The organism is Arsukibacterium ikkense (assembly GCF_000987775.1).
GTDB lineage: Bacteria > Pseudomonadota > Gammaproteobacteria > Enterobacterales > Alteromonadaceae > Alishewanella > Alishewanella ikkense.
The window spans coordinates 107,491-133,635 of record NZ_LAHO01000010.1; the positions used below are offsets into that span (position 1 = coordinate 107,491).

Genomic DNA, 26,145 nt, shown 5'->3' on the forward strand with positions numbered 1-26,145 from the left:
CTTACCCCCGGCACTTAGCTAAACCAGCCATGTACAAACCATTGCTGGCTGGCAGTACGAAACAACCATAACCACTGGCCCTGCCGGTTGCGGCCAATATAGTAATCGCGCTGTGCCCCCAGCTGCCAGCCATCGGGGCACAAGCGTTCCGGCCCCTGGCTGATGGTGACAGCTTCAGTTAATGGTTGCGGTTTAGGCAGTAAAAATGCCGGGCGCAGCGCTAAGGCCGCCAGCCCGGCCTGGCCTTTTACTACATAGCCTTTCACCAGTGGCAGGCTGCGCTGGCTGGCCTGTTCCGGTAAATGTTGGTTTTGTAAAGTTAAACCACTTACCGCTGCGCGGCCTAAACGCGCTTGCAATAAGGATAGTAACTGCAAGGCTGACATACTGGCCTGCTGCTGCGCAAACAGCCCCTCAGTGGGCCGCTGCTGGCCGGCAAAACGGTTTACATCTAACTGCAAGCCATACACCGGCTCGGGCAACGTCAGGTTTTGCAATTGCAGCTGACACAACTGCAGCCAGGCCGCCGCTTTATACTCGCCCTGGGCTGAGCCAATACACAACTGCAATTTGGGATTATCCCGGAAAAACAAAGTCAGCAACAATTGATGACACTGACAGCTAGCCCGGCTGAGCTGCTGCTCAAGCTGCTGTAATAATTTCACCAGGGGCCTTGCCAGCACAGCACTATCGCTGATGTCATACAACAGCTCAAGGTAGCGGCTAAAGCCGGATTCTGGCTGCACATATTCCAATGCATGGTAATAATCGCCGCGCAGCCGGCCCAGATAACTGAGCAGCTGGCTGTCAAAGCGTCGCGCCAGCTCAGCCGGCGGCAACGCCAACAACTGGCCCAGAGTATGAATACCCAGCCGGGCCATTTGCTGCTGTAGTGGCGCTGTTAGCTCAGTAGCAGTCAGCGGGCTGGCATGAAGCGCGGCACTTAATCGCTTAGCATCGTTAGTGATTAAAGCCGCCTGTTGATACGCCAGACATTTAGCGGCATAAGGGGTGGCACCGCAGCTGTACTGGTAGCGATAAGCCAGCTCGTGCAGTTTTGCACTTAGCGCCTGCCAGTAAGGGGCAAGGCCGCTATACAGCTGCAGCATGCCATCCAGCCGTAAAATCAGCCCGGCTGGCGGGTCAAGCGCAATATCACCGCTTAACTGGTATAACTGCTGGGCTGCGCTGTTCAGGACTTTAAGTTGTTGCTCACTCTGATACGGCAGTAACTGCAAATCCGGACATAGCGCCGCTGCGCTGGCCAGGCCCATTTGCAGTTTCAGGCCGGCATTGATAGCGGACTGATTTAACTGCAATAGCTGGTGCTGCTGGTCAACCACAGCAATAGCTAAATTCTGGCTATTTTCAGCTGATAGCTGCAGGTTATCCAGCTGCAGCGACGGAAAATGCAAATACAAAAACAGCGCCATCTTAGCTTGCCTGGCGCATGGGTTCTGCAGGCGCATCAGCTAAACACAATGCCGGCCAGCGGCTTTGCATATTCAGCCGAATGGGTGCTGCCGGCCAGCAGCCTTTACGCTTAAGTACCGTTAACTGCAGCCCCTGTGGATCCGGCTGTAAACTGATACTTAAATTAACCGGTAAGCTGAGGGTCTGGCTGGGCTTTCTAAACAATATCATGCTGGCTGCGCCCTGCTCTGCTGCCAGTTGCAGGCGCCGGGCCTGCGCTAAACTAATCGCCGCAGGCCAGATCAGCACAGTGGCGCAACAGCCACTTTGCAGACACTGCTCCGCAGCCCACAAGGCTTCTTGCTTAGCGTTTAGTTTTTTAGCCGCTTTGGTATGGCGGCCAGCCGGTTTAGGCGGGCTAATAGGTTGGCCGGGGGTAATAATCAGCAGCTGGCTCAGATCCAGCCCGGCACCGGCCAGCATATCGGCGCTAAGCTCAGCCGGCGGCGCAATAAACACCAGTAAACGCTGCGATTGTTGCTGTTGCTGCCGTAAATAAGGTAATAACAGGCGCAGTTCGCCAATGCCGGCTGCCGTTTGAATATCAATCAGGCCACTGGCAGGCAAGCCGCCGCCTAACTGCTGATCCAGCTCAGGAAAACCCGAGCTGACCGCCTGATAAGCCAGTTGCTGACTATCGCCATGCCATAGCAGCTGACGCCGGGCAAGTTGCTCTAATAATGCTGACATAAACCACCAGAAAAGCACTGTACATATAAACAGTATATATTATCGAAAGCAGGATGCAAGTAGCGGCTGTGATGGCTGAATTAAACCATTACAGTTAAGGTGGCATTAAGCCCCAGCTGTTATAAAGGGTGTTATATCACTCAAAGGTAAGTATTTATGAAAGTTTTCATGTTAGTGCTTTGCAGCTCAACCTTACTGTTTAGTCAGTTGGCAATGGCCAAGCCAGACCAGGAAAAAAGCTTACCACCTGGCTTAGAGAAAAAGCTGGAAAGAGGTCAGCCTTTGCCACCCGGTTGGCAGAAAAAGCTGGCACCTGGCCAGTTTTTGGCAGAAGATTACTATCGGCATGCCAGGATTATTAAGCAGCCTAATGCTGAGGGTATTATCAGTGTACAGATTGAAGATACTATTATTGAGTTATTTGAAAACACTCGCGAAATTGTACGTGTTATGAATAGCAGCCGTTAAGCATTTCTTTTCAGCAGCGTTAACACTTCATAGTGGCTGCTATGGGCGAACATATCAAACAGCTGCACTTTAACTAATTTGTATTGCTTAAGCCTGGCTAAATCTTGTGCCAGGCTTGCTGCATTACAACTGGAATATAGCAGCCAGGCCGGCGCCAGCCGCTCGATATCCTGGCAAAGCGCCTGCCCCAAACCGCGTCGTGGCGGGTTAACCACCAGTAAATCGGGCGCTGTAGCCGCTGCACTGGCAAAAGCACTGGCATCCAGGGCCTGAAAACTAACATTCGCCAAACCCAACTCAGCTGCCGAACGCTGTGCGCTGTTAATAGCCGCTGGCGCTATTTCTATACCTACTAAACGTTGGCCGGGTTGAACCAGATGCAAGCCAAAGCCACCCACCCCACAAAATAAATCCCAGATCTGGCTAAAAGCACCCTGCTGTTGTTGAATAGCCATTGCCCAACGGGCTGCGGTTTGATACAACCTGGCCGCCAATACCGGCTGGGTTTGAAAAAAACTTTGTGGCTGCAAATACAAAGGCACCTGATTCAGCTGCTCTGCCAATACGTTTTGGCTCGTTAAGATAATTTCTTCAGCACCTTCCAGAATTGCCGCTGCCGCCGGCTGTAAATTGACTGAACACAGCTCCAGTTCAGGCAATTGCTGCAATAGCCAGGGCAAATGCTTGCTTATTGACGCCAGACAATTTTTCGAGCGCAGCACAAAGCGCAGCATAAAACGGCCACTGTGCAGGCTTTGGCTCAGCAAAATATACTTTAGCTCACCGCGGCGGTTGGCAATATCGTAGGGCGTAAGCCTGGCGCGGCTGATCATGGCTTTACACAGCGCGAATACCGGCGCAAAGCTGGCCGGATATAACGGGCAATCGGCTAAATCGATCTGCTCGCCTTGTGGGTTGATAATCCCCAGCACCGGCACGTCAACACTGCCCAGCACCACCATCTTCGCTTTATAACGAAACCCCTGCTCTTCACTTGCCTGCGGCGCTAACAGTTCAACCGGCGAAAACGGTGCCATTAACAGCGTCAGTTGTTGCTGTTTTAGCTGCAATTGCTGAGTATAGGGCTTATCCAGCCAGTGACAAGACTGACAACGCCCAGCCTGAAAATGCGGACAGTACATCCTTAGTTGCCAGACTCTTTTAACAATAACGGTACTATACTGGCATCACCGTCATTGTCCGCTGGTGTTAAGCCCAGTACAGCAGTCATTACATTGTAAATATCAACCATGCTTAAGCGCTCCAGCTGCTGCCGCTGTTTAAACGCCGGGCCATGGGCAATCAGCATGCCCTGCATCAGCAATTCTTCATTGTCATAACCATGGCTGCCCCGGGCGCGTAAAAAACTCGGATCATTCATCGCTTCAGGTAAAAAGCTTTGCCGGACAAAAATCCACGGTTGCTCTGCCAGTAAAATAATCGGCGCTATGCGCCGGTGCTGCTGATAATGAAAGCGCGCCGGCAGTTCACTTTTACGATATAACCGCACCTGCTCTGGCACCGAAGCCGCCAGTTGCTGGTATAAGGCTTCTTTTTGGCCTTCTTTGGGGAAAATACTGACTATCTCCCGCGAATATCGAACATTCTGGGCTAAGTTGGCACTAAACAGGCTGTCCAGCACAATATGCTTTCGTTGATCTACCTCTGCCATGCCGTGATCTGAGCTGATAATCAGGTTAACCTGGTCAAACAACCCCAGCTCAGTTAACTCTGCCACTAAATAAGCCAGTTCGTTGTCAACATGCTCCAGCGCTTCCGCCACCTCTTTTGAAGCCGGGCCATACATATGGCCGGCTGAATCGACATCACTAAAATATAAGGTAATAAGCTGCGGCCGTTCGCCCTGGGGTAATTGCAACCAGTTTAGCACTGTGTCTACCCGCTGCCGGTTGGGGGTGTCGTGCTGGTACTTAAACCAGTAACTTGGCCTTGTGCCCTTTATTTCTGCCTCTGAACCCGGAAAAAAATAGGTCGCGGCAGTAACACCCTGCAACTCAGCAGTGATCCAGATAGGCTCGCCTTGCCACCAGCGGCCATTACCGACTTCTTCGGGCATACTCATCGCAAAGCGTGCATCCCACTTAGGGTCATACATGCTGTTGTCGGTAATACCGTGCTTTTGTGGATGTAAGCCGGTCACTAAGGAGTAGTGATTGGGAAAGGTTTTACTTGGAAACACCGGTTGCAGCTGTTTAACATGCACCCCTTGCTTAGCCAGGTTACTTAAAAATGGCGCCTGGTGCAGCTCCAGATAGTCGTAACGCATACCATCAATCGAAATGATGATTAAGGTTGGGGCTAACTTCTCACTAACCTGAGCAGAGCTGCTGGCCCATACCCTGGCCGGGAACAGAGTAAATACCAGCACTGCCGGCAAAAGTAGCAGCTTAAATATTGAATTCATTGTTTAGCTTCTTAAAACTCTGATTTGCCTATAGTAGCGAATTTAACGTGGTTTAACAGAAATCTTCGGCCATCAGTGGACATTTAGCGTTATCTGGCTAACGCCACCTAAATCATCTACTACCCTTAGCTCAAATCGGCCGCTTTCAGCCTGCCAGAATAACGTTTCTGCTGGCGCGACAGAACCCAGGTAACGGCTGTCGGCAAACCAGTAGGCCTGCGTAACGGCTCCATCAAAACTGGCCTTAAGCGCAATTTGCTGCTGCTCACGTTGCTCTCCCAGCAAATAGGTGAGCTGGGGCTGGGGCGAGCGGATTTGTGGCGGCTGGCGGCTTCGCAACAACTGATCAGGGCATGGCTGTTGATAACGCGGTGGCTGCGCCAGCATAATACCGGCCTGCTGCATCGCGCGGCTTATTTCAGAGGGCCAGAATTCAAATACTTTCAGCTCAGTCACCCCAGGCTGATGACTACAAGCGCGCAGGCCGCTGTTCAGATCAATTGGTACGGCCCGATGCACTTCGGATACTTTAATCGGCGATACTCCCGGAATAAACCAACCTGGCTCTGTTTGCGGGCAGAATTTATTGGGTAAATCACCACTGCGGCTGCACAAGGGAACTTTTTTCAAATTTAAACTGGCCGCCGGGCTGAATAACTGCTGCTCGGCCTGCCGGTTTTGTGGCAATAGTGACAGTAATTCAAATAATAAAGGGCCTGCAGCTGTGCGCCCCACCAGGTTGGGGTTGCTGCTGCCATCAAAATTACCCAGCCATACGGCCAGCACGTAGTCACCACTTAGCGCAATAGCCCAGGCATCACGAAACGCGTACGAGGTACCGGTTTTCCAGGCGACCGGCTTGCTGTCTGTCAAGGTGGTCAGCAGCGCGCTTTGTACCCCGGGGTGCTGGCGCAACATATCCAGGGTTAAGAAGGCTGCTTCCGGGCTTAATAGCTGCCGGCCTTGCGGCGTTGCCGGCTCAGCTAACCACTGCCATGCTTGCCAGCTGCCACCATTGCCCAGCATCGCATATAGTTGCACCAGTTGCGCCATGCTCAGCTCCATGCCACCTAATACTAATGCCAGGCCGTAGTGGCTGGCAGGCTGACTTAGCGGCACACCGGCACCTTGCAGCCACTGATAAAAATCAGGCTGTTGCAGCCTGGCCTGCAGCTGCACCGCCGGCAGGTTACGGCTGTTGATCAAGGCGGCGGTGGCACTTATCGGCCCGACAAACTGGCGGTCGAAATTCTCCGGATTAAAACTGCCGAAGCGGCGCGGCACGTCCGTCAACAGGCTGTTGGGATGAATATGGCCTTGCTGCAGCGCCAGCGCATAAACGAAGGGCTTTAATGCCGAACCCGGCGAGCGCGACGCCGTGACACCGTCTACCTGGCCGGCAATGGCTTCACTATTAAAATCAGCAGAGCCCAGCCAGGCCTGCACCTGCAGGGTGCTGCGTTTTATTAATAAAGCGCTGCCATTACTAAAACCCTGTGCCTGGTGGCGTTTTAAATAGCGGCTTAATTGCCGCTCAAATTGGTGTTGCACCGATAAGGTTAAACTGGTGTAAAAACGCCCTTGCAAGTGGCCCTGCTGGCGTAACTGATTAATAAAATGTGGCGCTTGCTGAGGTAAGTCGCTGCGATTGAAATAGCGCAAGGGCAAATCCAGCGGTAAAGCGCCGGCGGGCAAGCTCGCACCATGCTGTTGTTGCCAGATAAGGGTTAAGCGTTGGCGGGCCAGCTCTAACTGTTGCTGGCCGCTTTGGCTAAGGGGGCTGCGCTGGTTAGGGTTTTGCGGGATCACACTAAGCGCCAGCGCCTCAGGTAACGTTAGCTCGCGCGCTTCTTTACCAAAGTAAATCAGGCTGGCAGCAGCCACACCTTCAATATTGCCACCATAGGGTGCATAGTTAAAATAGGCTTCAAGCAACTCATCTTTACTAAAATGCCGCTCCAGATACAGCGCATAACCCAGCTGCTGCAGCTTACCAGCCAGGTTGCTGGTGTTTAAACCAAAGCGCAGCCGCGCCAGTTGCATGCTGAGAGTAGAAGCGCCCTGACGGCGCCCCCTAAGCACTACCCCTTGCCATAACGCCCGGCCAACGGCATTGATATCCAGGCCAAAATGCTGATAAAAACGCCTATCTTCGTATAACAGGGTGGCTTGTTGTAAGGCGGGGGCAATGTCTGCCAGCGGCAGTTTTAAGCGATACCGCTGATCCGGTGCTAACCGTAAACTCAGCAGCTCGCCATCGCTGGCAAAATACGCACTACCTTGCTGGTAATTGGCATATAAATCAGGCTTGCCGGACAACCCCAGCAGCAAAACCGCCAGCAGTAGCAGTGCCAGCAGCGGCAATAGCAGCCAGCGCAGCAGCAATAAAAATCTGCTGCGCCAGCCCGACCAAACAGTCAGCGCCTTCATTCCCGGCTGGCCTTACTGCGCCGCTGCAACCACAAAGCGCCCGGCGGCAGTATTAGCCCGGACACTGCGATCATACATTGACTCAGCAGTGACTGCCGGCAAGGTAAAATCACCCACTGCGGTCACTCTTACCTGGTAGCGCAGCTCCGTCATCTGCGGCCCGAAGCCCGCATAATACACTACCCTGTCTTCACGAATATCAACATAATCGGCACGCCAGCGCCCTTGCTGGCGGGGTACCGAGCTGCGCACCACACTAAAGCCTGCAGGCAGCAAATCCACCACTGCCACATTGTTGTGCCAGCTATTATTGGTGCTACGCAGCCGTAGCCTTACCGTAAGCTCATCGCCCTGCCGGGCACTGCTGACTACCTGGCCCTCGCTGTTCAGATAGTCCCGTACCACTTCTAACTGCTGAGCGGCGGCTTTAGCCGGCGGCGTTACGGCAAAACCGGCTTCGCTTAGTGCATAAAACAGCGGGCCGGTGCTTTCCACCAATAACTGGCTGGCCTCACTGCCAAAAGCGCGCCGGGGTAAGGCCTGACGGTTATCAGCCGCAGTAAGCTCGGTGCGCTCACCTGAGGCTGTCAGCTGATAAAAGCGTGGCGGGGTATCAGTAGCGGCCGTTTGCAGCTGACCATATGCCGCCAGCGCCAGCACCGCATAGGCCGAGCCAATGGTATTGTACTGGCCATCAAATACTGGTTGCAGCAATTTGACAATTTGCTCGCCGTCCAGGGCTTTGGCCTGCTCGCTAAAATGGCGCGATAGCAAATAGACATACTGCGCATCCAGGCTTAACTGTGACTGAAACGCCGGATTAGCAAAGGGCGGCAGCGGGTTGGCGATACGTTGCCCATCCCTAAGTTGCAAGTAGGCCTGTTGCATGCTGGAGCTTTTACCCAGCCGGTAGCTGCCAAGTAAGCCGCGTGCCACCTCGGGCTTTTGCAGCAACTGATAGCTGGCGGCCATATAAATGGCGGTAATATCGGTTTGCCAGGCTTGCTGATGCTGTTGCCCCAGCCGCTCGTGCAATTCCACCAGATAGTTGGTGGTAACTTCGCCGCTGCGGGTTAGCAGGTAAATGGCGTTGGCGCGTAGCCGGGCCTGATACAAATTAGCACCGCTTACCCTGGCAACATTGCGCAAGTAGCTTAAGCCCTGCTGGTACAGGTAATCTGGCACCGCCAGCCCCTGCTCGCGTGCTGCCATTAAAAAGTGCATCACATAAATACTGGGGAAATCGGCGCTATCATAACCACCGGGCCAGAAACTAAAGCCACCGTCGCTTTGCTGACGCTCAGCCAGTTTCTGAATTAACACCGCAAATTGTTGCTGCACCAGGGGTAAGCGCGTCTGATAGCCGGGTTGCTGTACCAGGCCTATCCAGGGGAACACCCGTGATACCGCTTGCTCGGTACAACCATGCGGATAGTTTGCCAGATAATCGGTAAAGCTCTCTGCCAGCACTAACGGATTAGCTGAGGCCGCAACATTCAGCTCAGCAAAAGCTTTATGCAGCGGGTAGCGGGTGCTTAGGGTTAGCGGCGTTTTGCGGGCATAGCCGGCATTCAGGGTAGTTTGATAATGGCTGGCCGGGCGGATGCTCAGGCTAACCTCGCGGCTGCTTTCTTCCAGCAACGCGCCCTGCTGATAGCTTGCGCTAAAGCGGATATCAAGCGCACCCGGCTCGGCCCCGGCTTTTAAACGGAAGCGGGCACTTTGTTCACTGCCCTCGTTAATTTGCACAGTTTGCTGCAGCGGGCTTATCGCGCTCAGCCCCGCCGGCAATGCCAGGCTAATTTTAATATCGGCATTGTCACCCGAGCCTTTGACACCATTGGCAACCGAAATATTAACTTCAAACTCATCGCCCGGTGCGGCACTGCTCAGTACTTCAGGGGTTAACACAAAGGGGCCACGCACCTGCACATCAGAACTGTGTGCGCCCAGCGCAGTATCACTGACCGCCACTGCCATCAGTTTTAAATTACCACTGAAACTGGCTGGCACCTGTACCTGTTGTTGCTGCATTTGTGGCCCGGCTTTAACCAGGCCTAACCAGAACACACCCGGTTGCTCGGCACGGCGGGCAAAGGGGTTGAGGTTTTTTGCCAGCATCATCTCAGCCGCCATGGCCATACGCGCCCTGTCATCACCGCCCACCCCGGCCAGCTGACGTTGCAGCAGACTGAATTCAGGCAACAGTAAATCGAGCATTTGCATACTGCGCACCTGCAGCGCCCGCTTTTGCAAAAAGTGGCCCAGCGGATCAGGCAGCTGATACGCGGCTACCTGCAGAATACCTTCGTCCACGCCATAGATCAGCATATCCGCGGCTTGATTAGCCTGATAACTGACGGTAAAAGGCTTGCCAGGCCGAACCTCCGCCGGGGCGGTAAGGCTGATAGTCAGCTGGCGGCTGCTGCGGTCAATATTAAAAGGCACCACCGCATAGCTTAACGGGCTGACGAAGAGCGCGTCTGAATCAGCGGCCCGCACAAAGCTAACGTTGATATAAGCATTGCCTTCCAGCCCCTCAGGCAAACGAATGCGCTGCATGCTGCTGGTGCTGCTGGCGCTAAACCAGCTAAAGGCATGTACCTTATCACTTTCAATGCTGATTAAGCCGCTACCGGTATAGGGCGCAGTAATATTCAGCTCTATCCAGTCACCGGCTTTATAGTCGCTTTTATCCAGCTTCACCGTTAAGGCGGCATTTTTTTCCAGCATGGCAGCGACATTGCCTGCCCCCACCACGCTAAAAGCCAGATTACCCAGCACAGTGCCGCTGTGGTCGGTTAACTGCAGTTCAAAATCACCCGGGGTATCGGTAGGCAAGCTATAGTCGGTGCCGCCCTGGGCAATACTAAAGGCTGTTTGGTTAAGCGCAATATCCTGCACGATACTCTGATACTGATAAGTACCATCGTCCTGCTTCACCAGGCTGGTAACGGGCCGTTTTTCAATCAGCTGCAATTGCAAATCGGGTAAGGCAATTTGGCCAAGGCTATTATCAATGGCAATAAAATTTACGCTGCGTTGTTGCTGGCGTTTCAGATAACCTAACTCGCCATCGGCTTTTACCGCCACCAGCTGCTGCAGTGGCGTTAACAAGCTGCTGAGCCGATGCTGCACACTGCGCCCGCCGCCGGCATCAAAGCCTTCTGTGGTAACAATAAGCTGATAGGTACCGGCACTATACTGGCTCAGGCCGAGCGCAAACTCCGCTTTACCATCAGCATCGGTTTGCTGATCATCCAGATTTTGCTGTACCCGCTCTGCCTTCACGCCAGCGTGCTGCGGGCTAAGCACCTGATAGTCCGGATATTCACTAAAACTGAAACTTCTGGGGATCAGTTCCAGCCTGGCACTCACCCGCCGCTGCTGTGCCGGTGTACCAAACAGGTTATCGAGCTGCACCTGCACCGTTAAATCAGTGGGGTTTAACCAGCCACTGGCTTTAGCCGCGCGGGTACCTTGCTGAAAGCGGCTGCTGATTTTCATGGTATCCGGCTGAAATTCTTCTACCACAAAACTGACCGAGCCTAAATGACGCTGGGTGTTGCCTTTGCTGTCGAGCAAGCTGATATTGGCATGGTAATTACCGGTATCGCTGTGCGCCTGGGTGTTCAGGCTGAAATTATGTAAACCACGCCCGCCCAGGCTGAAGTTTTGCTGCCAGAAGGTGTTGCCGCGCGGCCCCTGCACCTGCACTTTTAACGGCAAACCGCTGGCGGCTGCGCTTAAATCGGCATGGCGGATAATCGCCGCCAGTTGCACCTGCTCGCCCGGCCGGTAAATGCCCCGATCACTAAACATATAAGCACTGAGGCTTTTCGCCTGATCTTCACTTTGATACTGGCCACTGGTATTAAATTTGGAGTAATCCAGCTGGCGGCTATAACGTTCAAACGGGATAAAGCTGGTATCCACCACCCCGTCCCGGCTGCGGTTTACCCGGTATACCACCGGCTGGCGCTCGCGGCTGAACTGGCCTACTTTGCCAAAACTCACGCTGCCCTGTGCATCGGTTTTGCCCTCAAACAGCGCCACACCGTTGCGCCCCAGCAAGGCCACCTCGGCAGCGGCCACTGGCTTACCATCGGCCAGCGATAACACAAACAGCTGCTGGCTGCTGTCGCTATTATGCTTGACCAGTAAACCTAAATCGGTAACCAGTACCAGCCGCTTATCCAGCTGCTGGCCTTCATTATCCGGCCGCGCCGGGTCAAACTCACTGAGTTCAATAAAAAACAGCCCCATGCCGGCTTGCTGCAAATAAGGCGTTAAGGCCAGTGCCTGATAGCTGGCTTGTTTTGGCGCAACATTATTTATCGTAAAGGTATGCTGCTGCATACTGGTGATATTGCTTTGATTAAAATTGTAATTATGAAAATACGGCTGGCTGATATCGCCACCGGTTTGGGTAATTAAATGGTTCAGTTGCTCAGGCAACAACTTATGCAGCTTAACCCGCACCCCTTTCACGCCACGGCTGAGTAGTTGCAGCTTTTGCTCACCGCTTAAGGTTAACACTGCGCCCTCACCCACTATTTTGGCTTCTTTGGGATAAGCCGGCGCCTGCACCACCGCCCGGTATTCGTTGGCAAGCGTAAAGTCACTTACCGATACCAGACCAACCGGTACACTGACAAACACACTTTGCCCGGGTGGCAAATCCAGCTTAATACTAAAGGCATTGTCATGCGCCATTGCTGTGGGCATAAGCTCAAAGTTAACGGCCTTAGCTTGTTGTAATACACTACTGTTTACCTCGCCCGGTGCCCAGTAATTGGAATTACGTCTGGGGTGTTTAGGCAGCACATACAACTTTAATTTATGCTGCAGCTCAGTGCGGTTAATCCGATCGGTAAAGCTTAACAGCAGCATTTGCTCGGGATCTTGTTCGAGCTGTTGCTCAGAGCCTCGGATAATCTGGGCACGCAGCTCGCTGACTTTTAAAAAGCTGCCGCTGTCTGGTACCAGTAACCTGGCACTGGCACTGTCCTGTGTTTTAGCCTCGCCGCTGACTGCAGTTACCCCGGCGTTAAGCTGCAGGGTTAGATACTGCTCATGAGCCGGTAAGGTAATATTGTCAGATTGCAGATACAGCAGCCGGCCGGTTTTATCGGCGTTCAGGGTAAACGGCAAAGCTTGCGGCTGCTGGCTGGTTGCAGCCCCATCGGCGCGCATCAGCATACTCAGCTGGCGCTCGACGCTTGCCAGCGTTACCGGATGGCTGAAGTTAAGGGTTGCCACTACCTGGCGGCTGGCAGGCTCATTTGGGTTCTGATAAAAACGCAGCCGCTCAATGGCTACCGTTAATGGTTGGGTTGCAAACCGGTATTGCTGCTGCGCCAGTTTGATATCAGGGTTAAAAATGCGTTTTTCCAGCTTAACACTATATTGCTGGGCTGCCGGCCAGGCCTGCTCCGGAGTAAAACTTAAGGTATTGTCATCCTGCCACAACCATTTACCGGCTATGGCCGGGCTGATACTGACCCCTTCGCTTAGCACCTCACCAATCAGATCCAACCTGGCGGCCGATAGCATAGGCGCTGGCATTGAGGTTCTGGCAATGCCGGGCGGTGCCGGCGGCGCTGCAACACCCGTTAAATCATAACTAAATTGCAGCAACAGCGCCGTAGGCTGCTCCACATCGTCCTGATAATGGCCCAGTGGCGGTGTAATCACCTTTGCCTGCACTTGCAAGGGTTTGGGCAATTGCTGGTAGTAGCAATAACCGGCCACCAGCGCAGCCAGCAATGCTACTAGCAATAGCAGCAGGCCCCAAAAGCGGCCGGGGCGGGCTTTGGCGCTGTGGCATAAGCGGCTAAGCCAGAGCGGCGCTGTCCAGTTTACCGAACCAAATAGGTGACGAAACATATTGCGAAAACCAGAAGCAGAGGCGGGCATAACCAATCCTTGTTAACGGGGCTGTATCAGGGGTATGTTGCCGAGTATAACCGGCGAAAATTAATCACTGATGAACTATAGCAGTTTGTACTAAAACACTTAATTGAGATGTGGTAAAGAGTTGTTATATCGAAGGTTAAACCGTTGCGAAATGCTAGCCGCAGCTGACTTTAGTAGTCAGGCAGCAACCCGCCAGGTTGCTGCCTTTTCCCGCTAGCCTTTTACGCGCTGGGTGTTTTTGCTGCTGCCCTTAGCCTTGGGCTTGCTGCCAGCCGTGTTAGCCGCACTGGCACTAAAAGGCTTTTTCGCTGTTTTGGCAATAGCCTTGGCGGCCGGGTTTAAGCCGGTATGGCGGCTTAGCGCCGGCTTACCGCCTTTTAACGGCTTTTTAAACTGCTCGTCTTTGCTCTCTTCCGGCACCAGGCAGCCTTTACTGCGGCCAATTAAATGCTTTAAACCCATTTTTATTAAGGCTTCGCGAATTTGCGGCCAGCCTTTAGGGTCATGGTAGCGCAATATGGCTTTGTGCAAGCGGCGCTGGCGCTCACCTTTAGGCACCGCAACCACTTCGGCATTGGCTTTATTAATGTTTTTCAGCGAGTTCATTTCGGTGTGGTAAATGGTCGTCGCATTGGCCATTGGGCTGGGGTAAAAGTTTTGCACCTGATCCAGTTTAAAATCACGCTCTTTTAACCACAGTGCTAAATTCACCATATCCAGATCGGTGGTGCCCGGGTGGGCAGCAATAAAATACGGGATCAGGTACTGCTCTTTGCCGGCTTCTTTACTGAAGCGGTCGAACATTTCTTTAAATTTGTCATAAGCGCCCATGCCCGGCTTCATCATTTTCGACAATGGGCCGTTTTCAGTGTGTTCAGGCGCTATTTTTAAATAGCCGCCAACATGGTGCTGCACCAGCTCGCGCACATAGTTGGGGTCTTCTACCGCTAAGTCGTAGCGTACCCCTGAGGCGATCAACACCTTTTTAATGCCGGGTAAAGCGCGCGCCTCGCGGTACAGCTCTACCGTCGGGCTTTGATCGGTGTCCATATGTTCGCAAATGGTCGGGTACACACAACTGGGCCGGCGGCAGGTTTGCTCGGCCTTCGGGTTCTGACAGCGCAGTTTATACATGTTGGCGGTGGGGCCGCCCAAATCAGAAATAACTCCGGTAAAGCCCGGCACTTTATCGCGGATATCCGCAATTTCCTGCATGATCGATTCTTTCGAGCGACTTTGAATAATGCGGCCTTCATGCTCGGTAATAGAGCAGAACGAGCAGCCACCAAAACAGCCACGCATGACGTTAACCGAGGTTTTAATCATCTCGTAGGCCGGAATTTTGGCGTTGCCATATACCGGGTGCGGCACCCGCTGATACGGCAGGCCAAACACTAAATCCATTTCTTCTGTCGACAACGGAAACGCCGGCGGATTAACCCAGATATGCCGGTCGCCATGGCGCTGCATAATCGCGCGAGCGCAGCCGGGGTTGGTTTCCTGGTGCAAAATGCGCGAAGCATGGGCGTATAACGGCTTATTCACACTAACCTGCTCAAAGGCCGGCAGCTTAACGTAGGTTTGCTCCCACGGCTTTTGCCGTGCCGGCTGCACCATGATGGGTTTGGCTTCTACTTCAGCTGGCTTTGATAAATCAATGCCGGCTTTAGCAAATTCTGAATAGCTGCTGCAGCCCACATCATCGGCGCCATAGGGGTTGAATATCGGGTCAATTTTGCCAATTTTATCAATGGCGGTGGAATCGACACCACGCCAGCCTGGCAGCGGCTCTTTGCGGATAACGGCGGTGCCGCGCACATCCTGAATGTCGCTTATCGGCACGCCAGAGGCAATGCGGTGCGCCACTTCTATAAGTGGCCGCTCGGCATTGCCGTAAATCAGAATATCGGCCTTGGCATCAAAAATAACTGATCTACGCACTTTTTCTGACCAGTAGTCGTAATGGGCAATGCGCCGCAAGCTGGCTTCAATACCGCCAATAATGACCGGCACTTCTTTATAGGCTTCTTTACAGCGCTGGGTGTAAACGGTAACCGCCCGATCCGGCCGCTTGCCGCCAATATCCCCGGCAGTGTAGGCATCGTCGTGGCGCAGCTTCTTATCGGCGGTATAACGGTTAATCATCGAGTCCATATTGCCGGCCGACACCCCAAAAAACAGGTTCGGCTTGCCCAGCTGCATAAAATCGGTTTTGCTGTGCCAATCAGGCTGGCAAATCATGCCCACTCTATAGCCCTGCGCTTCTAACATGCGCCCTACTACCGCCATACCAAAGCTGGGGTGGTCTACGTAAGCATCGCCCACTACCAGAATCACATCGCAACTGTCCCAGCCAAGCTGGTCCATTTCCTTGCGTGACATAGGTAAAAACGGCGCCGTGCCATAGCACTCGGCCCAGTATTTGGGGTAAGAAAATAAATCGCGCTCAGGGGCCATCCGCGCTACAGGAGCAGATTTGCGGGAGACAGCAGTAGCAACAGTGGACATAAATTAAGCACCTGAGTGTAGCAAGGGTGCGTATTATACAGGGAGTAAAGGGGAAAGGCGAATGGAGCCTATCTCAAGTGACGGGTTTTACTCTTTAGCCTTAATGAGCATGGGTGTCAGGCTTGCTTTTGCAACTGGCTCTTCACCGTCAACAAAGCAGCTTCGCTCAGCAAACACTAACAGTTAGATTTACCGAATAAATGAACTTGGTCAAGGAGATATTTGCTGCGAAAGCTAAGGGTGCAATAATGCGCCCCTACTTTCATTTGGTGGAGTGGTAAGTTTAGTGTGAAGCCAACTGGTGATAGAACTCGGGGTTATCCTGGATAGTGGCCAGCACTTTGGCGGCCAAACCGGTTGGGTTTCGGCGTTTGCTCTCCCAGCTTTTAATGGTATCGACACTAGTACCCAGTGCTTGTGCTAACTGCGCCTGAGTAATGGCTAAACTTTCGCGCAGGGCTTTAACATCTGCCACTTCATAGCGGGTTACCCGGCTTGCTTGTTTAAGCTCTTGCTTAATATCCACCGCTTCGGCCAGAGAATCTTTTAATTCATTAAAGATACTCATTCTACACCTCGTCTTTTAGTAACTTGGTTAACTGTTTTAACTCAGCTTTTTCAGCTGCGGTCAGGCTATCTTTCTCGTTTTTGGCATAGGCTAGCAACAAATAGATAATTTCTGCCGTTGCCAAAAAATAGATGACTCTGGCACTACCGCTTTTACCCTGCCCGTCAGTTGCCATCCGCACCTTGCGAAGCCCACCAGTACCAGTGATCAGATCGCCTTTCATCGGCTGGGCAATGAGCTCTTGCTGCAGTACCCTTAGCTCATCATCAGTAGCAATTTGCTTGATCTGCTTGGTAAACAGCGATGTTTCGATAAACTCGATAGCATGCCATGTCAAAACCTACCTCCTTGTAAGTCATTGCAGGCGTACATAGTACACCTTGATAATTAATTATCCAAGTAAATAATACTGGAAAACTGAGAGCGCAATGTGCTCCCTATTATGATTGATTGGCCTACTGCTCAACTTTATTATCCTGTTGCGGCTCGGCTAGTCTGGCTTTGACAATATCTATCAGTGCCTGACCTTCATATGCCGCTAACTCAGGATCTACTTTATGCAGGATTTCAGCCACCTGTTATATTGCTGGAGCAACAACCTCCGGTTTTTCCTCTGCCAGTATTAGTAGTCTTCTATGCTTATCTACCATTCGATTTTTCTGCTAAGACATAGCGATATTTCGCAATATTGCTGCTATTGCTTAGTAAGGTTAGCCGGCGTAGCCTGAAGGCTGATTTAGAACAGGAGCAGCACTTTATGAACCAAGCCCTGGCACCGGTATGGTATCTGCCGCATGGTGGCGGCCCGCTACCATTACTGAATGACCCCCAGCACAGCCCCCTTATCCGGTTTCTTAGCGAGCTGAGCCACAGTATTGAGCACAACAGCAAACCCGCAGCGTTACTGGTTATCAGTGCTCACTGGGAAACAGCAGAGCCTACGCTTAGCTCAGCGGCACAGCCCAGCCTGTTTTATGATTATTCTGGCTTCCCGCCAGCAAGTTATCAGTTAAATTACCCGGTAGCCGGCGCGCCCGAACTGGCATCACAAATAGCAGCAAAACTGCAGCAAGCGGGCTTTGCGGCAGCGCTGAACCCTGACCGCGGGCTGGATCATGGCGTGTTTGTGCCGTTAATGCTATTGCGGCCGCAGGCAGATATTCCGCTGCTGCAATTGTCGCTGTTACAGGGGCTTGATCCAAAAACACATATTGCACTTGGCGAAGCGATAAGCTTTTTGCGGGCGCAAAACGTGTTAATTATTGGCTCGGGCATGAGCTTTCACAATATGCAGGCGTTTTTCCGGGATGATATCGTCACTGATACTCAAGTAGCAGATTTTAATCAATACCTTATCGACAGCCTGCAGCCTGAGCTCAGCTACCAGGAACAGGCAACGCTTCTGACTCACTGGCAGCAGGCACCTTACGCCCGTTTAATGCACCCGCGCGAAGAACACCTGCTACCTTTACATGTTTGCTTTGGCGCCGCCAAAGGCAGCCCGGTAAAGGTGCTGTTTAACGATAACGTCATTAATAAAACCGTACTGGCCTTTGGCTGGTAAAAGCCAGCCATTAACACATTGCACAGTGCAGAACAGGCCTAGGGCAAAGCTTCAGGCTCGAACTCAGCAAACGGCTTATAGTTTGGATTACACAGCACTTTTGCGGCATTATTAGTTTTGTAATATTTATACAACTCACTGCCGCCGGTGTTACTGATAAACTGCTCAAGCGTAATATTATCTTTTTCATATTCCAGTAATTGCCAAAAGCCATAGAAGCCTTTAAACCAGTAATAGAAAAATATCAAGCCAACGCCAGCTAGCAGAGAGATAGCTTTGCCTATCGTGCGATAACTTCTGGCACAGTGCGTGAAAAACCAGACTGCACTGGCCATGGCGGCTAGTAAAAATGCAAAAAAGGGCGTCAACGCCCCATCGTCTTTACCACTCCAGACATGACTCAGACACAGCTGCTGATCTTCCGGAAATAAGGTGATAATCAAGGTTACTTTAAACAGAAAGTAAATTAGCACCACAGCAAAAACCGCGTTAAGCAGCTCAGTGCCGCCCGTCCATTTTCTTAACACCCTAATATCCTTATCTGTCTGCATTGTCTTCAAGGTAGCTGAGATTTTATCCTTTCAGCTAAAAGAAAACATCGACAGCAATTGTTCTAAATTCACAACAAACAGACCAAGCGCAGCCTTCTTTTAATGTGTAGTAGAAGCCATCAAAACCCACACTGCAGGCGCAGCGCATCGATATCTTCAGCGGTCAGGCTTTGCTGCTGCGGGTTTAGGGTGTAATGCATTACCGAAGTGCTGCTGTCGGTGTGGCCCAGCCCCAGGGCGTGGCCAAATTCATGCGCCAGCGTTAACTGCAGGGCAGCAGGGGTGCTGTAGGCGAAAATAGTCATGCTGCGCTTACCATTACTTATTTCCATTAAGCCTACTTCGGCCGCCAGCAGTGGCTGTTGATCCGCCAGCATGGCATTGCGATCAGCCACCGTATCATTCAGATACTGATGCTCGCGCTGTAATTGCGCCTGTTGCTCATTTAAACGCTGCGCCTGTTGTTGCAGTTGTTGCTCGCGCTGTTGTAAATGCTGTTGTTGCTGGCGCAGGCTGGTTAGATTACGCTGATTAGCATTGGCCGCTTGCTGATTAAACTCGGCAATATCGGCGGCAAACTGCTGGTTTTGCACTGCAAATTCACGCTGGCGCCGTTGCAATTGCTCGCTTTGCTGCACCAGATTTGCAGCACGTTGATCGATGTTGCTGTCGTAACGCTGAATATTGCGCTGTAAAAGTGCTTGTTGCAGCAACTGCTGCTGGCGCTCGTCATAACGAAAATTAATGGGAAAACCGTCCAGGCTGTCATAGCGAAATAACTCCTGATCAAAAGCCGTATTCCACTGTGCGGCAGCATTATGAGCAGCCTGTTCGGCCTGCTCAGCGCTTAACACAAAGGCCGGATCTAGCTGGCCAATACGCCACAGCACCGGCGTTTGGCATAACTGGCGTTGCAGCGCTTGCTCTGCGCCCTGCTTAAGCACCTGCGGCACCGGCCCGGTTACTCCAGACCAGGCTGATAACAGCAAATAACTGCCCAATAACAGCAAAGCAAAAAAAACCACTCTGGCCAGCATGAATTAACCTCAGGTTAGTTAAAAGCGACGAACTAATATCTCAGTATATTTCAGCAACAATAATAATTGGCAGACATTTCCCATTTTTATTGGTTTAGCCAGATCGCGCTTGAGCACAATGGCCGCTTTGCCTACAATGGCGCTTATTATAGTTACCACAGAGCATAGCCATGAACGACATCACCACAAATGACAGCACCACAACTGACACCACCGCCCGGCCAGCCTTACCCGACAGGCTTTGTGTCAATCCGCGCAGCAAACATTATGTCGCCGAAATTTTTAACCACGACGTCGGTATCCGCTTAAATGGCAAAGAGCGTTTTGATGTTGAAGAATATTGCATTAGTGAAGGTTGGGTAAAAGTTGCCGCCGCCAAAGCGCTGGACCGCCGTGGCCAGCCATTATTAATGACCGTTAAAGGCACGGTTGAAGCCTTCTATCGTTAAACGATTCTAAGTGCCAGGGAGCTTGCCGTGTATCAACTATATATAGCCAATAAAAACTACTCTTCCTGGTCGCTGCGGCCCTGGTTACTGTTACAGCAACTGAATATTCCGTTTGCAGAAAAGCTGCAGCAATTTCAGGTTGATAACTATGATAATTTCCGCAGGTTTTCACCCACCGCTAAGGTGCCCTGTCTGCATGATGGTAACACCGTGGTGTGGGAATCGCTGGCGATAGTGGAATATCTGGCTGAGCGCCATGCCGGGGTCTGGCCGGCAGATGCAGCAGCGCGCAACTATGCCCGCTGCGCAGCCAGTGAAATGCATGCCGGTTTTAGTACCCTGCGCAATGTCTGCACCATGAACTGCGGGGTGCGGGCACAGCTGGTTAATCCACCGCCGGCGCTGGCACAAGAACTTTCTCGATTAGATGAATTATGGCAGCAAGGCTTAAACCAATTTGGCGGGCCTTTTCTGGCAGGGCCCGACTTTACGGCGGTTGATGCGTTTTTTGCACCCGTGGCATTTCGGGTGCAAAGTTTTGATCTTAAATTAAGCGCCAATGCCATGGCCTATGTTAAACAACTACTGGCGTTACCTGCCATGCAGGCCTGGTACCAGGCCGCATTACTGGAAAGCTGGCGTGAACCGAGCCATGAAGCAGAAATAGGTTTGTTTGGCACAATAACAAAAGACTACCGGCAGAATTAGGCCGGCACAAAACCAGTGTGGCAAGTTGCAGCCTGAGGTATCCTTAAGCTAAGCAATCAGAATTAAGCAGGACAGTGATGAGTAAAAACAGTGGTGGTGCACAGGCCTATCAGCAGCAGGAACAGGGCTATCGCGACAAAGCATTAAAAATGTATCCCTGGGTATGTGGCCGTTGTGCCCGCGAGTTTGTGCACTCTAATTTGCGTGAACTGACGGTGCATCATGTTGATCACAACCACAGCAATAACCCCAGCGATGGCAGCAACTGGGAATTACTCTGTATTTATTGCCACGACAATGAACACAATAAATTCCACGAATTTGTGCTGTACGGTGGCACCACCGAGCAAAAAGTGGCCGCCGCAACCCATAACCCTTTTGCCGATCTCAAAGCCTTGCTGAATAAACCCAAGTAACGGCCGGCAACTGCGCCTTGTTACTTAATGACGTATGGTGATGTTGGGAGCCGTATCGATTTCACCCTCTTGATCGATGGCGGCAAACCGATCACCGGCTCGTAAAACGGCCAGATTGCCAGCAGGGGTGTGGCGAACAAAAGCCAGCTGGTAACCAAAGTGTTGCAGTTCGGCCACAGAAAATTTTTGTGCCAGATTAAGCTCATCCCAGAACGGTTGTATTTCCCTAGTCGACTGGCGCCTTTCAACAAGTGCAGTTTGCATTAGGTACACACCTTTTTTGATATGACGAACACTATGTCGGGTTGACAGATTCTTTATCAACCTTATTTTGGCCTGATTCAAACCGTGGCCAGTTTTAGTATATGCAGCCCTTGCTGCTTTTTCATACGCATCACCGATAAAAGGTTAGCTTTTCTGACAAACGGTATCGCTGCCAGCAAAGTGTATTTTTAAGTCTATCGGTTATTTCCGATTTATTTTAGCAGCTTAGGTTGCCACTACCGCAACCAGAATAACGTTAAAGACGATGGGTTCCATATATGGTACAAATTTTATCGTGCTGCATTGCCTTACCAACCCGCATTCGTTAACATAGCGAATACAAACACGGAAAATGTTAACAACTTTACCTGTACAGCCCACGCATGGATGTAGCCGTGGTTTGCTTTTAACGGAAATACTATGTTAAACCGCATAAAACAGCTGCTGTTGTTAACTGAATCCGATCTTAGCTCTACCTCAGTACAAAAGCTGCAACAAAGCACGTTACGAATAATACTCAGCTCCGGCTTGTTACTGGTGCTAGCTATCGCTGTTCACAGTTCATGGCAGGCCTATCAGGCCAATGCCAGCTACATTATTGCTATTACTTCAGGTTTTTATCTGGTTTTACTGCTGGCACTGTATTTCTCTGCCAAATCTTTGCTTCTCAGTAAAACGCTGCTGCTGTTCACGGTATTTAGCGCGGGCTTATGCATGCTGTTGTTTATTGATAATTTTGAACTGTCCAAGCTGGGCGTAATCTTTGTCTACATAGCGCCGGTAATTGCCATGCTGTTTTTCTCCCGCAGTATGACATTAGTCGTTATGCTGTTAAATTTTATACCCTATCTGTATCTGATGTTTGGCACTGGGCCCATCAATCTGTTTAATATCTCTATTACGCTGCCGGCAACGCCGGCCTATTTACACAGCTTGCTGTTTTTGTTTTTTAATCTGTGTATACCTCTGGCAGTAATGCGGGTTATCAGCACGTTAAAGCGCAATTCTACTGCGTTACAGCAACAAAACCTCATTATCAGCCAAAGTAATACTCTGTATCAGGACATGTTTAATCAGCAAAGCAAAGCTACCCTGCTGTTAAGCAGCGACGGTGAAATATTAAAAGCTAACGACAAAGCACAAACACTGCTTAAGCTTGATAATGCTGAACAGGGCAATATTAAAGCACTGCTAAAAGCGTCCACAGAGCAGCACAATTTTTGGCTTGGCCACGAAACCGAATGCTGTCTTAAAGCAAACCCGTCGACGTATTTACTGCTTAACCACCTGTGCCGCACCCAACACCAACACCACTTAGTGCAGCTTGATAACATCACCCCTTTAAAACAATTGCATCAGAAACTCACCTCCAGCGATCAAAAACAGAATTTATGGCGCCACTATGACTCACTGACGTCGTTGCCTGAGCACAGCTTTTTTCTGCAGTTGATTAAACAGTTTGGTGAATGTAAAGCAGGCAGCCTGATGATGATCGTGCGATTGTGTAATGTTAAAGCCTTTAATCATGCGCACAGTTATCAGGCAGGAGATGAACTACTGACCCTGTTTGCGACAGAATTTCAGCAAGCCTTACCTGACAAAGTGTTGTCGGCCAGATTGCGTGGGGTAAAGTTTATTTTATGGTACGCCATGCCGGAACACAGCACCTCTTTTACGGATGAAGTACATAACATCCAGCGAACCCTGCCTAAACTGCTTAGCCTCAGTAGCGGTAAGCTGCAGACAATGTATGAAATCGGTGTCAGTATTTGTAATGAAACCATCCCGGCCCCAGAACTGATGCTGGAGCAATGTGAAGCCGCCCTGGAAACTGCCGATGCTTACACCAGACCTTTATCATATTATCAGGCCGATGTTCTGGAACAACAAAACCAGCAATTGAAATTGCTGGCCGAATTTAGAATGGGCTTACAACTTGATACGCCCGTGTTGTGGCTGCAACCTAAAGTTCAACCCGATGGTACTATCGTTAGTTTTGAAGCCTTACTGCGCTGGCAGGATAACGAGGGCAACCACATTGCACCCGACAGCCTGGTGGCATTGGCCGAGCGTTATGGCTTTATGGTGCAGTTGTCTCTTTGCGTGCTGGCTAAGGCTATGGCAATTATTAAGCAATTTAACCAACTTAATATTCACTACCCTGTTGCCATTAACCTGACCGGTTCTGATCTGCTGTCTGACGAGTTTTACAATACCCTGATTGATATTGCCACCCACCAGCCACAGTTATTACAGATGCTTAGCCTGGAATTGACAGAAAACAGCGTGGTGCGCCATCAACAGCCGCTGTTTAATAAGCTATTGGTACTAACCCGCTTAGGCTACGACATTGCGCTTGACGATTTTGGTACCGGTCAGGCGTCACTCAGTACCTTAAGCCAGCTGTCGGTCAGTACTGTTAAACTGGATAGAACTTTTTTGCAAAATATCCCGGCCGATCAGCGTCAGACTCAGCTGATCCAGTCGGTCATGCAAATGGCCAAAACCTTAAAACTGGCGCTTATTATTGAAGGGGTGGAAACCGACATTCAACGCCGTTTTTTGCAGTCTCTGGGCGCACAACTGATGCAGGGTTACTATTTTTCCAGGCCACAACCGGTAGCTTACTGGTTAACCCAGCTAACGAATAATGAGCTGGCTACAAAACAGCTTGCCAGCCAGTAGCGCCATACTCAACGCTGCAGGCTCGACCGCAATTCGGGCCAACCAGCCGGAAAAGGCTTTTTTATCAATGCCAACAGCAAGTTAAGTAAGCAACGTTAGCGGCCGGCTGTATCGTTAAAGTGCAAAGTTTGATAGCGCTTCTCCATCAACTCGCGCATTATTGCCGCTTCAGTATGGCTAATACCTAACTCAGCCCGCAGCCGCTTTAATAGCGGCTCGGTTTCTTCGGCAAATTTGCCATCTTTAAACGCCTGATCCAACGCCAGTTGGAAAAATTGCCGACGACGCGACAATTGTTCGGAAAAACCCGACGCCAGAATACCGGCCGGCAACGCTACCATGCCAATACCGACAATCGTAATTAAACCACCAAACAAGCGGCCCAAACCGGTTACCGGCGTGACATCGCCATAGCCTACTGTGGTTAATGTCACCAGCGACCACCACATGGCTTGTGGAATAGAGCTGAAATGCTCCGGTTGAATGTCTTTTTCCAGGGTATACATCGCACAGGCGGCAACCAGCATAATAATAAACAGCACTGAAAACGCCGCAAATAATGAGTAGCGTTCTTCTTTAAACACATTTAACAGTAGCTGCATTGCTCGTGAATAACGGCTGAGTTTAAATACCCGTAATAACCGGAACACCCGCAGATAACGTAAATCGGTTTGAATAAAGAAGCCCAGATAAAACGGCAGAATAGCCAGTAAATCGATAATGGCTAGTGGTGAGCGAATATAATGCAAACGCTTTTGCATATTACTGCCTGCTTGCTGCTGGTAATACGGTGTATCGACACAACTCCAGATCCTGGCTGCGTATTCCACCGTAAAAATGGCAATCGAAAGCAGTTCAAAATAAATAAAATGCTGATAATAAACCTGCTCGATGGCTTCGATAGAGTGCAGCACTAACGCAATAACATTCAGACCAATAAGTAAAATTAGCAGGGTATCTACCCACAAATAGCGTTTATCATACTCTGTGGAGGGCTCCAGGCATTTCGCCATAACGCTGCGTGATATCATAGTTTTCCTTGTTGCTATGCTAAACAGGATATAGGTACTAGCGCCCTGTAAGCCATAATGTTAACGCAGCAACCTGGCCGCTTCAAACTCGAATACTCGCTAAAAAGGTTTGGGGTAGGTTGGCAACGCTTGCTTTTGGCGGGCAAACTGTTCCAGTTGGCTGATTAGCGCTTCCGGAAATACCGATTGGTAAAGCTGGCGCATGCTGCCATCGAGATAACTCTGCTCCAGCGCTGCTTGCCAGCGGGCGATATACTCATCGCTATGCTCTGGCGAAAATGCCAGGTACAACCGCACTTCATCAACGGTGGCCAGTTTAATCAGTTCTGTGCCTTGCGCAGCCAGCTGCTGGCTTAGCACCTGATTAAAATACTCGTTCCAGATAATAAGATCAGCCCGTTGCTGCAAAAACATATCCCGGCACTGACTTTTCTGCACAGTAAGCGTCAGGCGCGATGTGTTGCCAAAGCCATATTGCTGCCAATGCTGCAAATAGGCGGAGTCTCTGGCTTCACAAGCACTGTAACGATAACCCAACCTGGCGAGCGGTATCGCCGGGTTAATAGTATTTTTCCGGCCATATAACGCCAGCGGGTAAATTTTCAGTGGCCCCACCCATTTAAACCTGGCTTGCCGGTCGCTCGTCATGGCGGTTTCAAACAAGGCAGTATTCGCCTCATTTGTCGCAGTATACAATGCCCGGGCCCAGGGCATTATTTCAACATCTATTGGTTGGCCTAATCGCTCTGCCAGTAACCGGATAAGCTCAGTCGTTGGCCCGGCGGGCTTACCAGCCCTATCCCGGTAGCTGATATTACTTACGTATTCAGTTAGTACCGATAACGCAGCGGGCTTAGCTGCCTCCTGCTCGCCAGCACCAGCACCAGCAAGGCTAATACTCCATAAACAAACACTCAGCAGGCCGAGTCGAGGCTTCATCTGAACACCATTTTGCTGCA

The 26,145-nt window shown here is 51.1% G+C and carries 20 protein-coding genes; 6 read left to right on the forward strand and 14 right to left on the reverse strand.

Annotation, left to right across the window (positions count from 1 at the left end; translation table 11 throughout):
- Positions 1–14: 14 nt before the first annotated feature.
- Positions 15–1,433 (reverse strand): Y-family DNA polymerase, encoded by a 1,419-nt coding sequence (locus WG68_RS11330; RefSeq protein WP_046557804.1) that lies wholly within the window; start codon positions 1,431–1,433, stop codon positions 15–17.
- Between the two features lies 1 nt (position 1,434).
- A complete protein-coding gene (gene imuA / locus WG68_RS11335; protein WP_046557805.1) occupies positions 1,435–2,163 on the reverse strand; it encodes a translesion DNA synthesis-associated protein ImuA in 729 nt (242 codons plus the stop codon).
- A 156-nt stretch (positions 2,164–2,319) separates the two neighbouring features.
- On the opposite strand from imuA, the gene WG68_RS11340 reads away from it, so the two are divergent.
- Complete coding sequence (locus WG68_RS11340; RefSeq protein ID WP_046557806.1) at positions 2,320–2,631, forward strand: hypothetical protein; 312 nt, start codon at positions 2,320–2,322, stop codon at positions 2,629–2,631.
- On the opposite strand, the gene rlmC is transcribed toward WG68_RS11340, so the two are convergent.
- From rlmC to WG68_RS11375, 7 genes are all read right to left on the reverse strand, one after another.
- The gene (gene rlmC, locus WG68_RS11345) at positions 2,628–3,773 is read right to left on the reverse strand and encodes a 23S rRNA (uracil(747)-C(5))-methyltransferase RlmC (protein ID WP_046557807.1); all 1,146 of its coding nucleotides are present in this window, start codon (positions 3,771–3,773) and stop codon (positions 2,628–2,630) included. The two genes, WG68_RS11340 and rlmC, sit on opposite strands and share 4 nt — an antisense overlap.
- Positions 3,774–3,775: 2 nt before the next feature.
- Entirely contained in the window at positions 3,776–5,056 is a 1,281-nt protein-coding gene (locus WG68_RS11350) for an alkaline phosphatase family protein (RefSeq protein ID WP_046557808.1), read from the reverse strand.
- 72 nt (positions 5,057–5,128) lie between these two features.
- Complete coding sequence (gene pbpC, locus WG68_RS11355) at positions 5,129–7,486, reverse strand: penicillin-binding protein 1C (RefSeq protein WP_046557809.1); 2,358 nt, start codon at positions 7,484–7,486, stop codon at positions 5,129–5,131.
- Between the two features lie 12 nt (positions 7,487–7,498).
- Positions 7,499–13,405, reverse strand: a complete 5,907-nt coding sequence (locus WG68_RS11360; protein WP_046557810.1) for an alpha-2-macroglobulin family protein — start codon at positions 13,403–13,405, stop codon at positions 7,499–7,501.
- 213 nt (positions 13,406–13,618) lie between these two features.
- Positions 13,619–15,913: a YgiQ family radical SAM protein gene (locus WG68_RS11365; protein ID WP_200897579.1), complete on the reverse strand. Its 2,295-nt coding sequence runs from the start codon at positions 15,911–15,913 to the stop codon at positions 13,619–13,621.
- A gap of 283 nt (positions 15,914–16,196) precedes the next feature.
- Positions 16,197–16,481, reverse strand: a complete 285-nt coding sequence (gene nadS / locus WG68_RS11370; protein WP_046557812.1) for a NadS family protein — start codon at positions 16,479–16,481, stop codon at positions 16,197–16,199.
- Position 16,482: 1 nt separating this feature from the next.
- Positions 16,483–16,818, reverse strand: a complete 336-nt coding sequence (locus tag WG68_RS11375) for a type II toxin-antitoxin system RelE/ParE family toxin (RefSeq protein WP_046557813.1) — start codon at positions 16,816–16,818, stop codon at positions 16,483–16,485.
- Positions 16,819–17,238: 420 nt separating this feature from the next.
- Here WG68_RS11375 and WG68_RS11380 point away from each other — a divergent pair, with 420 nt between their 5' ends.
- A complete protein-coding gene (locus tag WG68_RS11380) occupies positions 17,239–18,045 on the forward strand; it encodes a DODA-type extradiol aromatic ring-opening family dioxygenase (RefSeq protein WP_046557862.1) in 807 nt (268 codons plus the stop codon).
- Between the two features lie 38 nt (positions 18,046–18,083).
- Here the strand turns inward: WG68_RS11380 and WG68_RS11385 are convergent, their stop codons facing one another.
- Positions 18,084–18,572, reverse strand: a complete 489-nt coding sequence (locus WG68_RS11385; protein WP_152663082.1) for a hypothetical protein — start codon at positions 18,570–18,572, stop codon at positions 18,084–18,086.
- 143 nt (positions 18,573–18,715) lie between these two features.
- Positions 18,716–19,633 carry a matrixin family metalloprotease gene (locus tag WG68_RS11390; protein ID WP_046557815.1) on the reverse strand — a complete coding sequence of 306 codons (918 nt, stop codon included), beginning with the start codon at positions 19,631–19,633 and terminating at the stop codon, positions 18,716–18,718.
- 170 nt (positions 19,634–19,803) lie between these two features.
- Between WG68_RS11390 and WG68_RS11395 the strand changes: the two genes are divergently transcribed.
- The 3 genes from WG68_RS11395 (at position 19,804) to WG68_RS11405 (ending at position 21,206) form a co-directional block, all read left to right on the forward strand.
- Positions 19,804–20,082, forward strand: a complete 279-nt coding sequence (locus WG68_RS11395) for a DUF3297 family protein (RefSeq protein ID WP_046557816.1) — start codon at positions 19,804–19,806, stop codon at positions 20,080–20,082.
- 27 nt (positions 20,083–20,109) lie between these two features.
- On the forward strand, positions 20,110–20,790 hold the full coding sequence (locus WG68_RS11400; protein ID WP_046557817.1) for a glutathione S-transferase family protein: 681 nt from the start codon (positions 20,110–20,112) through the stop codon (positions 20,788–20,790).
- A gap of 77 nt (positions 20,791–20,867) precedes the next feature.
- On the forward strand, positions 20,868–21,206 hold the full coding sequence (locus WG68_RS11405; RefSeq protein WP_046557818.1) for a YajD family HNH nuclease: 339 nt from the start codon (positions 20,868–20,870) through the stop codon (positions 21,204–21,206).
- Between the two features lie 24 nt (positions 21,207–21,230).
- Here the strand turns inward: WG68_RS11405 and WG68_RS11410 are convergent, their stop codons facing one another.
- The gene (locus WG68_RS11410) at positions 21,231–21,470 is read right to left on the reverse strand and encodes a hypothetical protein (RefSeq protein WP_046557819.1); all 240 of its coding nucleotides are present in this window, start codon (positions 21,468–21,470) and stop codon (positions 21,231–21,233) included.
- Between the two features lie 420 nt (positions 21,471–21,890).
- Here WG68_RS11410 and WG68_RS11415 point away from each other — a divergent pair, with 420 nt between their 5' ends.
- A complete protein-coding gene (locus WG68_RS11415; protein WP_046557820.1) occupies positions 21,891–24,155 on the forward strand; it encodes an EAL domain-containing protein in 2,265 nt (754 codons plus the stop codon).
- A gap of 95 nt (positions 24,156–24,250) precedes the next feature.
- On the opposite strand, the gene WG68_RS11420 is transcribed toward WG68_RS11415, so the two are convergent.
- Together WG68_RS11420 and WG68_RS11425 are read right to left on the reverse strand one after the other, a co-directional pair.
- Positions 24,251–25,186 carry an ion transporter gene (locus WG68_RS11420; protein ID WP_200897580.1) on the reverse strand — a complete coding sequence of 312 codons (936 nt, stop codon included), beginning with the start codon at positions 25,184–25,186 and terminating at the stop codon, positions 24,251–24,253.
- Positions 25,187–25,285: 99 nt separating this feature from the next.
- Complete coding sequence (locus tag WG68_RS11425; protein ID WP_046557821.1) at positions 25,286–26,125, reverse strand: substrate-binding periplasmic protein; 840 nt, start codon at positions 26,123–26,125, stop codon at positions 25,286–25,288.
- Positions 26,126–26,145 lie beyond the last annotated feature (20 nt).

Bases quoted from the DNA above. Each gene is read 5' to 3' on its own strand.
- WG68_RS11390 (WP_046557815.1), bottom strand. From the start codon at position 19,633: ATGCTGGCCAGAGTGGTTTTTTTTGCTTTGCTGTTATTGGGCAGTTAT.
- rlmC (WP_046557807.1), bottom strand. From the start codon at position 3,773: ATGTACTGTCCGCATTTTCAGGCTGGGCGTTGTCAGTCTTGTCACTGG.
- WG68_RS11420 (WP_200897580.1), bottom strand. From the start codon at position 25,186: ATGATATCACGCAGCGTTATGGCGAAATGCCTGGAGCCCTCCACAGAG.
- WG68_RS11410 (WP_046557819.1), bottom strand. From the start codon at position 21,470: ATGCAAACTGCACTTGTTGAAAGGCGCCAGTCGACTAGGGAAATACAA.
- imuA (WP_046557805.1), bottom strand. From the start codon at position 2,163: ATGTCAGCATTATTAGAGCAACTTGCCCGGCGTCAGCTGCTATGGCAT.
- WG68_RS11340 (WP_046557806.1), top strand. From the start codon at position 2,320: ATGAAAGTTTTCATGTTAGTGCTTTGCAGCTCAACCTTACTGTTTAGT.
- WG68_RS11405 (WP_046557818.1), top strand. From the start codon at position 20,868: ATGAGTAAAAACAGTGGTGGTGCACAGGCCTATCAGCAGCAGGAACAG.
- WG68_RS11365 (WP_200897579.1), bottom strand. From the start codon at position 15,913: ATGTCCACTGTTGCTACTGCTGTCTCCCGCAAATCTGCTCCTGTAGCG.
- pbpC (WP_046557809.1), bottom strand. From the start codon at position 7,486: ATGAAGGCGCTGACTGTTTGGTCGGGCTGGCGCAGCAGATTTTTATTG.
- WG68_RS11380 (WP_046557862.1), top strand. From the start codon at position 17,239: ATGAACCAAGCCCTGGCACCGGTATGGTATCTGCCGCATGGTGGCGGC.
- WG68_RS11360 (WP_046557810.1), bottom strand. From the start codon at position 13,405: ATGCCCGCCTCTGCTTCTGGTTTTCGCAATATGTTTCGTCACCTATTT.
- WG68_RS11395 (WP_046557816.1), top strand. From the start codon at position 19,804: ATGAACGACATCACCACAAATGACAGCACCACAACTGACACCACCGCC.
- WG68_RS11350 (WP_046557808.1), bottom strand. From the start codon at position 5,056: ATGAATTCAATATTTAAGCTGCTACTTTTGCCGGCAGTGCTGGTATTT.
- WG68_RS11330 (WP_046557804.1), bottom strand. From the start codon at position 1,433: ATGGCGCTGTTTTTGTATTTGCATTTTCCGTCGCTGCAGCTGGATAAC.
- WG68_RS11425 (WP_046557821.1), bottom strand. From the start codon at position 26,125: ATGAAGCCTCGACTCGGCCTGCTGAGTGTTTGTTTATGGAGTATTAGC.
- WG68_RS11415 (WP_046557820.1), top strand. From the start codon at position 21,891: ATGTTAAACCGCATAAAACAGCTGCTGTTGTTAACTGAATCCGATCTT.
- nadS (WP_046557812.1), bottom strand. From the start codon at position 16,481: ATGAGTATCTTTAATGAATTAAAAGATTCTCTGGCCGAAGCGGTGGAT.